Origin of the sequence: Paenibacillus lycopersici (genome assembly GCF_010119935.1) — a bacterium.
GTDB classification, from domain to species: domain Bacteria; phylum Bacillota; class Bacilli; order Paenibacillales; family Paenibacillaceae; genus Paenibacillus_Z; species Paenibacillus_Z lycopersici.
Genome location: NZ_CP048209.1, coordinates 5,099,582 through 5,112,064 on the forward strand (window position 1 = coordinate 5,099,582; position 12,483 = coordinate 5,112,064).

Below are 12,483 nucleotides of genomic sequence, written 5' to 3' on the forward strand. Positions count from 1 at the left end.
CGTCTCAGCTCCCTAGCGTCGTATTTAGATCGTTCTTGCCGAACGAATCTGCTGCTTCATGACTTCATGCGCCTTCAGCACTTTGTCGCTGACCGAAGTTTCCGGTACGCCGACGTTCCACCAGGACTCGTAGCCGTCCGTATTCGTGCCCGGCACGACGGGGATCTCGATCAGCGTGGACCTCTGCTCCCGCTTGGCCTGAATCAGCGCCTGCTCCAGCTCTTCCGCCGAATTCGCTTTATAGGCGGCTGCCCCGAGACTGCGGGCATGGGCCGCAAAATCGATCGGCATATAGCTGCCGGTCAACCGTCCGGTCGAGGCGTCGCGGTAACGGAACTCGTTGCCGAAGCCCTCGCTGCCGTGGCCGCGCTGCAGGTTATGAATGCACTGAAAGCCATGATTATCGAGCAGGAGAATCGTGATCTTGACGCCTTCCTGCAAGCTCGTGATCAGCTCGGAATGCAGCATGAAGTAGCTTCCGTCGCCCACGATGGCGTACACGTCCCGGCCTTCCTTCCGCGCTGCCAGCGCCGCGCCGAAGGCGCCGCTCACTTCGTAGCCCATGCACGAGAAGCCGTATTCCATGTGGTACGTCTTCGGTTCCACCGGCCGCCATAAGCGGTGCAGATCGCCCGGCAAACTGCCTGCCGCGCAGACGATGACGGCGCTTGGATCGATCGTCTGCTGAATGACGCCGAGCACGCGGGTCTGGGCAAGGCCGCGATCGTCCTCCAGCGCGAACAGCCGGTCGACCTCGGCATCCCATTCCTTCTTCAGCACGGCGATTTCATCGTCCGCATAGGAACTGGCGTAGCCCGATACGCGAAGCGCTTCGGCGAGCAGCCGCAGCCCCGCCTTGGCATCGCCCGTCAAGGCGGCCCCGCCCCACTTGGCGGCATCGAGCGTGCTAACGTTGATATTGATGAAGTGCACGTCTTCGTTGGCGAAAGCCGATTTGGACGAGGTGGTGAAGTCCGAATACCGGGTTCCAACCCCGATGATGACATCCGCTTCTTTGGCCAAACGGTTCGCCGCAAGCGTTCCCGTCACGCCGACAGCCCCGACATTGAGCGGATGATTCCATGGCAGGACGCTCTTGCCGGCCTGCGTCTCCGCGACCGGAATGCCGAAAGTTTCGGCGAATTCCCGCAGCTCGCCGACAGCCGATGCGTACAATACGCCGCCGCCCGCGATAATGAGCGGTCTCTTCTTGCTCCCGAGCAGGGCTGCCGCACGCTGCACCGCCTCCGGCGCCGGCGGCCGGCGGTCGATATAATGGACGCGCTTACAGAAGAACGCTTCCGGATAATCATAGGCTTCCGTCTGGACGTCCTGGGGCAGCGCCAGCGTGACGGCCCCCGTCTCGGCCGGATCCGTCAACACCCGCATCGCCTGCAGCGCGGCCGACATCAGCTGTTCGGGACGAACGACGCGGTCCCAATACTTGCTCACGGCTTTGAACGAATCGGTGGCGGATACGGTATAATCCGCTGCGACTTCCAGCTGCTGAAGAACCGGATCCGGCTGGCGGGACGCGAAATTATCTCCCGGCAGCAGCAGTACCGGAATACGGTTCACCGTGGCCGTGGCGGCGGCCGTCACCATATTGAGCGCCCCCGGTCCGATCGAGGAGGTACAAGCGTAGATCTGCGTGCGGTTGTTCTGCTTGGCGAATGCCGCAGCCGCATGCACCATGCCCTGCTCGTTCTTCCCTTGAATCAAGGTCAGCTCGCCGGGGCTGTACTCGAGCGCCTCGCCGATCCCCGTCACGTTGCCATGGCCGAAGATACCCATGACCCCGCGTAAGAATTTCGTCTCCTCGCCGTCGATCGATACGTACTGCGCATCGAGGAATCGCACTAAAGCTTGAGCCATCGTTAATCGAATGGTTGTCATAATGCCTCCCGTTTTAGTTAATCGCTTCATTTGCATACATAGACGATAAACAAAACAACGAATAGACTGTTTTCGACAAAATAGCGCTTACAATAGCGATGTTTAGTTAAGCGCTTAACTACATTATACAGGGTACCCGCCGATTTTCAATTCCCGATTCAAGAAAATTTCGCGCAGGAACCCGGGCTCGAGCGCTCGCTGCCGAAGCACGCCGAACAAAAATCCCCTTCCGGCCGACAACGTCGCGTCCATCTCGCCGATGGCCGGTCTCGCTTGTCTGCCTGAAGGGGATACGTCCGTTCAACCTGCCTTCTCTTTACGGAAAGGAACTTCCTGCTTTCGAAATTAACCCGCCTACAGGCGAATCGCCCTCGATTCGGACTGTTCCAGCACTTCCTCGGCCGTGATCTCGCGGCCGAGCCGGTCCGAGATGTAGATGCCTTCGCTGATCAGCATCGTTTGCAGCGCGATTTCGGCCGTCGGGAGCAGCGGCACCCTGCCTTGAAGCACGGCCGCCCAGTGGCGTTGGGAATTATCGTAGGCATCCTCGTTCTCGCGCAGTTGATGATGACGGAACGTCATCGCCCCGAGATCGAACGTCGCGTTCATGTCGAGGTCGCACAGCGTGGCGTGATAGCTGAACGGATTCAGCCGCACGCCGCCGTCCGAGCCGACGATGCTGCTTCCTTCGAAATTGCCCAGCTGCACGGCCCATGCCTCGATGACGTCCATCGTGAGACCGCCCTCGAAGCGGACGAAGCCGAGACCGAGCTCTTCCACGTTGTAGCCGCTGCTCGCTTGGCGCGCCTCGTCTATCGCCGTTTCCTGGTACGTCTTGCCGCTCACGCGCTCCACCTTGGGATTCCCCATTAAGTAGAGCAGCTGCGAGATGTGATAGACGCCCATGTCGAACAAAGCTCCTCCGGCCGCCTCTTCCTTCTTGACGAAGGTCGGGCTGCCGTAGCCGTCCACGTACGGTCTGCCCCGGCGGCGATGACCGGTGGAACGCGCATGATAGATGCGGCCGAGCTTGCCGCCGTCGATCAGCAGCTTGGCGGCCTTCGTCTCGGCCGTGTACAGCTGCGCAAGCTGGATATGCAGCATGCGGCCGTTCGCCGCGGCGGCTTCCAGCATCGCCTTGCCGTCCACGTACGAGCCGGCGATCGGCTTCTCGCAATAGACATGCTTGCCGGCCCGCAGCGCTTCAATCGTTACGGGAGCGTGGTAATTGTTATGCAGGCAGACATCGACCGCCACGATATCGTCCCGCTTCAACAGCTCCCTGAAATCCGCGTACCGGCTCGGGATGCCGTACTGGTCGCAGACCCGGTTCAATTCCGCTTCGTTGATATCGGCTGCGGCTGCGATCTCGATTTCCGGTATGCTCGCATACGTCTCGAGATGGCTCTTCCCGATCTGGCCGACGCCGATGATACCGATTCGGACAGGCTTCATGCGCTCTCCTCCTTATCGCGCTACTTCAGCGCGGGAGACGCGCCAAGCACCAGTTTGACCGCATCCAGCTGTTCCTGCGTCACGCGGTATTCATCGCTGCCCGCGCCGTGCTCGATGCCCCAGCCGCCGGCATAGCCCGCGGCCGTCATGGATTGCAGCTTCTCGGCCGTCAGCGTCTCCGCGTTCACGTGGACATGCGCCGCGTGAGGAGCAAGCCGCTCGTCCGCCGTGTCCCGGCCGCTGATCCAGCGCTGCACGTGAAGCAGAAGCTTATAGGACGGGTGGTTGACCGCCTCGACCATCCGCAGCATCAACTCCGGATCCCGCGATGCGCCGAAATGATTCTCCGGCCCGACGACGCAGCCGAAGTCTTCCGCCAAGCGGCAGTATTCGTTATACCGCTTCGCGATAAACGCGAGCTCCTCGTCGGTTATCGTATCCTGCTGGATACCCCAGTCGATCCGCAAGCTCTTCGCGCCGAGCGCCTTCGCGGCCTTGATATTCGCCAGCGCGTTCTGATGCTGCTTCTCGCGTTCGGCTTCATCGTCCGCCCACACCGCGCACCAATCGCACGCCAGGCTCGGCACCGTCATCGCTTTCTCGTCCAGCGCCTGTCTGACTTTCGCGAGATACGCATCCTCCGTGGAGGCCAGGAATCCGTTCCAGATGCCGACCGCTTGAAGGCCGTAACGGTAGCGGATGCTCTCGAGCTGATGGAAGAGATCCATCGTCCCTTCCCTTAACATGCCGTGAAACGAAAAGCCTTCGATCGATATCGTGTGCACAGCCGATACCTCCTCATTGCAGGATTGAAGAACAGCCGGAGGGCTGCGATTAATCAGCCAGCTTGATCACTTTGCTGCCGTTGGCGGCGCTCTCCCATGCCGCTTCCGTCAGGCGGGCGATGCGAAGTCCGCAGCTCGACGGCGCAGCCGCTTCGCTTACGCGGCCAAGCACGAGGTTAACGAAATCGATGTCCGGATCGCTCGATGCCGGAAGATCCTCTTCGGAAATCGCCGTAAGGGAGCGCTCGCCTTCCTTCGCGACCAGGATCTGGTTGTTGCGGTACAAGACCGAGCCTTTATCGCCATGGATGGAAACATCCTCATGCCAGCCGATGCTCGCGCTGCCGACGACGTTGAACGTCGCGATCGCTCCTTCCTTGAAACGGACCGTTACGGCGGAGTCGATATCGACCTCGCGGCCATGGTTCTCGATGGCGGCGGATACGCTGTCCGGCTCGAGTCCGGTTACCCACAGCACGACGTCCAGCAGATGGCTGCCCGAATCGTTCAATTGTCCGCCGCACGACAGCGCAAGCTTCTGACGCCACGTGCCTGTCGCGCCGATCAGCCATCTTTGCGCCTGATAGGCGCAAATGTAGTTGATTTTGCCCAATTCTCCGCTTTGGATCAGGTCGCGGATATAGATATACGGTCCCATCAGGTGACGCTGGTAAGCGACGGCCAGATGCTTGCCTACTTTCTCGGCATGCGCAATGATCTGCTCGGCATTATCCGAGCCGCTGACGAACGGTTTCTCCATCAGCACGTGGAGGCCGCCGTCCAGACAGGCCATCCCTTGCTCGAAGTGCATGCTGTGAGGCGACACGATGACCGCCGCGTCCGCGCCGGACTGGGCGATGGCCTCCTTGTAATCCGCGTAGACGGCAATGTTCGCGAGCGAAGGGAAATTCTCTTTCACTTGATTGATCGCCGCCTCGGACGGATCCGACAAAGCGACGATTTCAGCCTCGGGCACGTTCAGCAATCTGCGGATATGCTCTCGTCCCATACCGCCTACACCGATCATCAGAAAACGAACTTTTCCCATAATTGCACCTCCATAATATAAAAGAGCGCTTTCAATGCCTATTCAAAAAAAGATTGTTGTATCAAAGGAGATAACTACGTACGCTTGCGAACGCTGCATTATCGTCATCCTGCACATCAATCTTTTCAGGCAGATTATACCACCGTGTCCCATGGGTGTATAGGTTGAATATTTTGATGGAATGTGGCCAATTATTGCAAGCGGCCAAGACTCGCTGGAACTTGCCGCTCCATGGCGCATGGCTGCGCACGGGCAGCAAGTTCGGATGGAGACGGCATCCGCGGCAATCGAGCCGGCCCGCATGAAGAACGCGATGCCTGCACGAAAAAAGGCCTCCTTATGGATACTGGATCCAAGGAAGCCTTTCGACAAGAGCGGCATGCTTATTCGCCTGCTGATTGCTGTGTTTACTCGTTCTCTGCTGGCCTATAGCGCGAGCTTCGGCCGTCCGCTGCGCCTATCGATGCTTGCCAAGCGGAACGACAAGCGGGGTATGCGAGACCGGGTCGTCGATGATCGTGCATTTCAGGCCGAATACCGCCTCCACCAGAGATTCCGTAATCACTTCGCGGGGTTCGCCTTGCGCGATCAGCTCGCCGTTCTTCATCGCGATGATATGCGTCGCGTACCGGGCGGCATGATTCAGGTCATGCAAAACCGCGACAATCGTGCGCCCCTGCTCGTTCAAGTCCTTGAACAGCTCGAGCAGCTCGATTTGATGGGCGATGTCCAGATACGTCGTCGGCTCGTCCAAGAGCAGCAGCGGGGTTTGCTGCGCGAGCGCCATGGCGACCCAGACGCGCTGCCGCTGTCCCCCGGACAGCTCGTCGACGAACCGGTGCGAGAGCCCGCTCGTATCGGTCAGCCGCATCGCGGTCGCGACCGCCTCCTCGTCTTCGTCGGTCCACTGCCGAATGAAGCTCTGGAACGGATAGCGGCCGTGCGCGACCAGATTGGCCACGGTAATGCCTTCCGGAGCCGTCGACGACTGCGGCAGCAGCCCGATTCTGCGCGCCACTTCCTTGGACTTGTACGTCGCGATCCCTTTCCCGTCCAAGAGCACCTGTCCCGCGGAGGGCTTGATCAGCTTCGACAGCGTGCGGAGCAGCGTCGACTTGCCGCATGCATTCGGTCCGACGATAACCGTATACGAACCGTCGGGGATGCTCACGGACAAGTTGCGGGATATGACCCGATCCTCGTAGTTAATCGTTATATCTTCCGTCCAAAGCCGCGATTCCGTTACTGGCAAGGCCGCATGCCGGACGTCTGCCGCCGTTATCTTCATCCTCGTTCAACTACTTTCCGTCTCCATATCGAAATGCAAGCGGCCTGGCCGGCCGGGTGTGCGAACGTTCTGCCGTGCCGCGTCAAGCTGCCGACCGCGCCTGCCGGAACAGCACGCTCACGAGGTACAAGCCGCCAAGCGACAGCGTGACCACGCCCACGGGAAGCAACGTCCCGGGCACCATCCGCTGCGCCGCGATGTCGGCGCTTAGCAGCAGGAATGCGCCCATCGCCGCCGACGGCGCCAAGCTCTGCGTCGACTTCGTCAGCTTGAGCGCAACCTGCGGCGCCGCCAGCGCCACGAAGCTGACCGGCCCCATGACCGCCGTCGGCGCCGCCGTCAGCACGACGGCGATGGCAATGAGCGCGATGCGCGAACGCTCCACGCGGATGCCGTGCGCCTTGGCCGCGTCTTCGCCCAGCTCCATTGCCCGCAGGGGCCTGCCCATGACCGCGGCGGCGAACAGCAGCGCCGCGACGGCCAGCATGGCCGGAACCGACTGCGCCCAGCCGATTCCGTTCAACGAGCCGACGCCCCACGCCGCTGCCGTCATTGCGACTTCCGCTTTGCTGCGCAGCAGCAGCACCGCGTTCAGGCTGCTCAAGATCGTCGACGCCGCCACGCCGACAATGATCAGGCGGAAGCCTTGCGTGCCTTTGCGGAACGCCAGCAAATAAATCAGCATGGCGGTTGCGAGCCCGCCGATCATCGCCCCTGCCGCAATGCCGATGAACGACGTCGAGCCGGCAATGAGCATCGCGATCAGCGCGCCCGTGTACGAACCCGACGTAAACCCGATGATATCGGGCGAGCCCAGCGGGTTGCGCGTGAGCGACTGAAAGATCGTGCCGCTTACCGCCAATCCCGCGCCGAATACGATTGCCGCCAGCACGCGGGGCAGCCGCCAATCGACGACAATCGTCCTCGTCAGCTTGGCTGCATCGCCGCTTAACGCGGCGAATACCTCATGCACGCTTAAGCGCATCGTCCCGATCATCAGCCCGAAGATGGCGAGCGCCAGCGTCGCGCCCAGGAGAATGAGCGTTACCGCAAGGCTCCTGACGTCGACGCGCAGATGGAAAGGCCCCCTGATCCGTATGTATCGCCTGCCGTAATGAATGGGAGGCATCTTAATTCACTCCTTCTTGCCGTTAAGCGGTTAAGCGCAGCCGTGTCCCTTAGGCGGCCGCGGTTCAAAGCTTGCTTGCCGAACGCCGCCGTACGAGGACGATGAGAATCGGAGCGCCGATGAAACCCATAACGATGCCGACCGGTACTTCCGTCGGGGAAATGACAACCCTGCCGACGATATCGGCGACCAGCAGCAGCAAGGGAGCGACCGCCATCGAATACAGGAAGATCCAAGGCTGGCTTGGGCCGACGAACCAGCGCACGCAGTGGGGCACCATCAAGCCGAGGAAACCGATCGGCCCCGCGATCGCCGTCGCGCCTCCCGCTAGAAGCGTAATCGCGATCATGCCGATCCCGCGGATCAGCATGACGTTGACGCCCAATGACGAAGCGCGGTCCTCTCCGAACGCGATGGCGTTAAGCGCCGGCGCGATCGCCAAGGCCAATATCGCGCCTGCGACGAGCAGCGGCAGCACGAACCGGAGATCGCCCGGGTTCGTGCGCGCCAGCGTTCCGACGGTCCAGTTCAGCATACGCTCGAACGCCTTGGTATTCAAGAGCGTCATCGCCGTCGTGATTCCGCTTAAGGCCGCGCCGAGGGCGACGCCCGCCAGCGTCAGCTGAACGGGGGTGGGCGATTTCTTGCCCGCGCCCCCGCCTATGATGTAGACGATCACCGTCGCGGCCATAGCCCCGACAAGGGCGAAACCGACATAACCGGACAAGGAGCCGACCGAGAACACGCCGACCCCCACAGCAACAGCAAAGGCCGCCCCTGCACTCACGCCAAGAATGCCGGGGTCAGCCAATGGATTTCGCGTTAATGCCTGGATGAGCGCCCCCGATAATCCGAATGCCGGACCGACCGCGAGCGCAAGCAGCGTGCGGGGCAGCCGGGAATCCAGAATGACCCGGTGCTCGTAGCTGTCGTTATTGGAGAAGAGCGCCAGCCATACGGTTTCCGGAGAAAGCCGTTTGGCTCCGATCATCAGGCTCAGGCACATCGCAGCCGCAAGCAGGACGAGCGCGACGATGAAACCCGTTAACCGCTTGGACCGCAAGGAAGCGATAGTCCACGCTTGTCCGCTATCGTTCTTGGGCTGCTTGGCCAAAGTCACTGCGTTCACGCTCCAGCTTTAATAAGTGGTTTGATTTGAGCCGGCAGATGTTCGATCGTCCACAGCAAGGACGGAATCGTGCCCGTCGAGAAGGCGTTGGCCGTATCCGCATCAAGAATAATCGAGCGTCCGTCAACGACGGAAGGAATCTTCTGGAACAGCTTATTGTTCGTGATTTCTTTCGGATCGACCCAGATCGGCATAACGACCGTCACGTCGGCATCCAAGAGGTCGAGCTGCTCGTCCGACACCTTCACGTAGAAATTGCCGTTCGCCAGCTTCTCGACCGCTTCTTTATTCGTGAAACCGAGCCGCGTCATGAAGTCGACGCGCGCGTCGCCCTTCACGTATGCGCCGAAGCCGTCGGAGGAATACGCGCCTACGACAATGTTCTTGCCGGCGAATTCCGGATTGTCCTGGGCCGCTTTCGCGAAAGCGTCATCCACTTGTTTCAACAGGGCTTTGCCTTCATCTTCCTTGCCCAGCGCTTTAGCGATCATATCCACTTGCTCGTTCGTTGTCGTCAGGTAATTATCGCCATCGGCGGGAACGCCGACCGTCGTCGCGATCTCGGAGAGGCGCTTGTAGCGCTCTTCGTCGCCGGACGATTTGGTGTCGAGAATCAGATCCGGTTTAAGCGAAGCGATTTTCTCATAATCAAGCTCCATCGTGCCGAGAATCGTCGGCGCTGTTTTGTAGGCGCCTTTCAACCACGGACCTACGCCTTCGCCGCCGAAAGCAAGCCAATCGCTGGCGCCGACAGGCTCCACGCCGAGGCTGAGCGCCGTCTCCGCATCGCCCCAGCCGAGCGCCACGACGCGCTTAGGCTCTTCGGTAATCTTCACTTGGCCGAATTTGGTATCGATCGTCGCGTTGAACGACGTGTCCGCCGCGCCATTCGCTGCGGCATTCGTATTGGTAGTAATAGAATTAGAATTCCCTGTCGTTTCCTGGTTATTCCCGCCATTATTATTGGAGGAACATCCCATCAGCCCGATCGCGACCGCTGCGACGATGGTTACGCTTCCGATCCATTTTGGAAATTTGATGCTTCTTAACATGCTTCTGATCCCCTTTTCCGTCCATCCAAATGTGCTTCACTTGGGTGCAATTGATAATCATTCTCGTTAATCATATTAAGGAATTCCACTAGCCATGTCAAGCCGCCAGGACGAACTAACTATGTCCTTTTATTGACAAAGCCGGGCTGCTTCGCGAAACGAGCGATCAGGAATGCCGGGAGGCCGGCCGGGAATTGACAGCGGCAATCCGTGCCGGCTTCTGTATCCCTCCGGAATAAGCGAATGCCTTGCGGTTTGCGCTGTCAGCTGTTTATACCGTGGAAGGCAGCAAAGTCGGGAAAGCTGCTTTCAGGGCAGGATTTCGGGGCCGTGGAAGGCAGAATGGGTGGGAAAGCTGCTTTTTGAGCAGGATTTCGGGGCTGTGGAAGACAGAATGGGTGGGAAAGTTGCTTTTTGAGCAGGATTTCGGGGCTGTGGAAGGCAGAATGGGTGGGAAAGTTGCTGTTTGAGCAGGATTTCGGGGCTGTGGAAGGCAGAATGGGTGGGAAAGCTGCTTTTTGAGCAGGATTTCGGGGCTGTGGAAGGCAGAATGGGTGGGAAAGTTGCTTTTTGAGCAGGATTTCGGGGCCGCGGAAGGCAGAATGGGTGGGAAAGTTGCTTTTTGAGCAGGAATTCAGGGCCGCGAAAGGCAGAATGGGTGGGAAAGTTGCTTTTTGAGCAGGAATTCAAGGCCGTGGAAGGCAGAATGGGTGGGAAAGTTGCTTTTTGAGCAGGAATTCCCGTCTGCTGCGCTCCAATGGCCGGGAAAAGCTCCCTTTGAGAAGGATTTCCGGAACGCGGCGCCTGAATGGCCGGGAAAAGCTCCCTTCGGGTAGGATTTCCGGAACATGGCGCCTGAATTTCCGGGACCGTAGCAATATTGGGAGGTTGCTTTTTGGGCGCCTAAGCCTGAGCTTGAAGCTTGAGCCTCAAGCTCACGGCTTAAGCTCGCGGCTTAAATCGGCTAGCAAGGCAGTTGAGAGAAGGCAAGCCCCTGCCAGCTGCCGCCGCCGGCAACGTCAAGCCGGCGATTGCTTCTGGCAATCGCGCCGAAGCGCCGAAGCGCGGCAAGATCGTCCATCCCGGACACATCCTCGTCCAGATGCTCGCGGAGCAGCTCGTCCAGCAGCGCGCGAGCCGACTTCGCGTCCCAGAACGCCGCGTTCATCTCGCAATTGCCGAATAACGAGTATCGATGCAGGTTGCAGGAGCCGACGGTGCCCCATTCGCCATCGACGATCATTACTTTGGCGTGCACCCATACCGGGCAGCGCCTGCCTGCTTCGTTCAATCCGGCGATCCCCGCGAGCGTAAACCGATCGAAAGCCGCCAGATGCAGCAAGGGCGCATGCGACTGCGCGTCCGCAGGCATAAGAACGACGACTTCCACGCCCCGCCGCAGCGCCCGATGCAAGCATTCGACGATTTCCGCGACGGCCACATACTGGTTCTCGATATAAATCGAACGGCGGGCAGCGTCTATCGCCGCACAGTACAGCTCGAAATTCGAGCGTTCGCCCTCGCCGATCGGATAGTCGGATCCTTGCGTCGCGGCATGTCCGTTCGCTAACCGGCCGCTATGGATCGTCCGTTGGATTTGAACGGGGATGCTTCCTCGCTGCCGGGGAATTACCGTCGGAAACGGAAGATCGTCCCCGCTTCCCTCGCCCCATCGTCCATCCGGCAGCCCGCGCTCGCTGGTTTCGTTCCATCGCTGAACGAAGTTATGATGCACGTCGACCGCGGAAGGTCCGGCAAGCTCGATATATACATCATGATTCTGGCCTTCGCCTCGATGACCCGGCGCGACTACGGAATGGGGATTGAGATTGATCCCCCCGATAAAGGCAATCTCCGAATCGGCGCCGGCATCGATAAGCCAGCTCTTCTGATGCTGGCAATACCCCGGCTCGGCACGATCCCAGCGGATCCGAATGTCGGATCGGCTTTGCCGCAGCCCCTCGAAATGCTCGGGCGCTCCCCAGAACGCATTCGTCTTCAGCTGTTCGGTTTCGGGATCGGGCCGCCAGAATATAACCCGCACGTCGATGCCCCTCTCGGCGGCGCGGTGAAGGACGTCGAGCGGCGTGCCTCTTCCGTCAGGCATCCGGCATGACGCCCACATGAACGTCACCGTCACCCACACGCTGCGGCGCGCATGCTCGACCGCCTCGCATATGCGGCGAAATGCGGGCTCTCCGTCAATGAGCGGACGCAGCGCGTTGCCGGAGCGAACCGGGTAGGAAGCCTTGGAGGCGCTAGGAATCGCGATGTCGTTCATATTCAAATTGCCCATCAAGGCATTCGCCTCCGCCTCCTCATGACTGCCCGTTCTTCTCCCATAGCTCGATCAGCCGACCGTCAGGATCCCTGATCCAAACGAAATTTCCGTATTCGCTGCTTTCTTGCGCCTTCGCAAGCGGTACGCCGACTTGTTCAAGATGCTTCAGCGTCTCGTCCATGCGTTCGACTTGAAAGTTCAACATTACCTGCTGATCGGCAGGGAAATAGCCGTTCTCCTCGCCGAACAGGGAGAAAATCGTCTCGCCGCCCGATTGCGGTTTGATGATGGCCCCATTCCAATCATTTATGTCGAGCTTCAACGCTTCGTTGTACCACTTCTTGGTAACCTCAAGATCCTTCGTTCGCCAAAATACGCCTCCGAGACCTTTGATCATCGCGCATAACTCCTGTCTGTCAT

The 12,483-nt window shown here is 59.8% G+C and carries 10 protein-coding genes; all 10 read right to left on the reverse strand.

Features of this window, described 5'->3' with window-relative positions:
• Positions 1-24: 24 nt before the first annotated feature.
• The 10 genes from iolD to GXP70_RS22500 all read right to left on the reverse strand — a co-directional run bounded on the left by iolD (position 25) and on the right by GXP70_RS22500 (position 12,460).
• Entirely contained in the window at positions 25-1,896 is a 1,872-nt protein-coding gene (gene iolD / locus GXP70_RS22455) for a 3D-(3,5/4)-trihydroxycyclohexane-1,2-dione acylhydrolase (decyclizing) (RefSeq protein WP_162358900.1), read from the reverse strand.
• A gap of 354 nt (positions 1,897-2,250) precedes the next feature.
• Positions 2,251-3,351 (reverse strand): Gfo/Idh/MocA family protein, encoded by a 1,101-nt coding sequence (locus GXP70_RS22460; protein WP_162358901.1) that lies wholly within the window; start codon positions 3,349-3,351, stop codon positions 2,251-2,253.
• A 20-nt stretch (positions 3,352-3,371) separates the two neighbouring features.
• The gene (locus GXP70_RS22465) at positions 3,372-4,136 is read right to left on the reverse strand and encodes a sugar phosphate isomerase/epimerase family protein (protein WP_162358902.1); all 765 of its coding nucleotides are present in this window, start codon (positions 4,134-4,136) and stop codon (positions 3,372-3,374) included.
• A gap of 49 nt (positions 4,137-4,185) precedes the next feature.
• A complete protein-coding gene (locus GXP70_RS22470; RefSeq protein WP_162358903.1) occupies positions 4,186-5,184 on the reverse strand; it encodes a Gfo/Idh/MocA family protein in 999 nt (332 codons plus the stop codon).
• Positions 5,185-5,641: 457 nt separating this feature from the next.
• On the reverse strand, positions 5,642-6,472 hold the full coding sequence (locus tag GXP70_RS22475; protein ID WP_162358904.1) for an ABC transporter ATP-binding protein: 831 nt from the start codon (positions 6,470-6,472) through the stop codon (positions 5,642-5,644).
• 82 nt (positions 6,473-6,554) lie between these two features.
• Entirely contained in the window at positions 6,555-7,601 is a 1,047-nt protein-coding gene (locus tag GXP70_RS22480; protein WP_162358905.1) for a FecCD family ABC transporter permease, read from the reverse strand.
• A 64-nt stretch (positions 7,602-7,665) separates the two neighbouring features.
• A complete protein-coding gene (locus GXP70_RS22485; protein WP_225442520.1) occupies positions 7,666-8,721 on the reverse strand; it encodes a FecCD family ABC transporter permease in 1,056 nt (351 codons plus the stop codon).
• A gap of 5 nt (positions 8,722-8,726) precedes the next feature.
• On the reverse strand, positions 8,727-9,782 hold the full coding sequence (locus GXP70_RS22490; RefSeq protein WP_162358906.1) for an iron-siderophore ABC transporter substrate-binding protein: 1,056 nt from the start codon (positions 9,780-9,782) through the stop codon (positions 8,727-8,729).
• Positions 9,783-10,746: 964 nt separating this feature from the next.
• Positions 10,747-12,078 (reverse strand): phospholipase D-like domain-containing protein, encoded by a 1,332-nt coding sequence (locus tag GXP70_RS22495; protein WP_162358907.1) that lies wholly within the window; start codon positions 12,076-12,078, stop codon positions 10,747-10,749.
• A 22-nt stretch (positions 12,079-12,100) separates the two neighbouring features.
• Positions 12,101-12,460 (reverse strand): VOC family protein, encoded by a 360-nt coding sequence (locus GXP70_RS22500; RefSeq protein ID WP_162358908.1) that lies wholly within the window; start codon positions 12,458-12,460, stop codon positions 12,101-12,103.
• Positions 12,461-12,483: the final 23 nt, after the last annotated feature.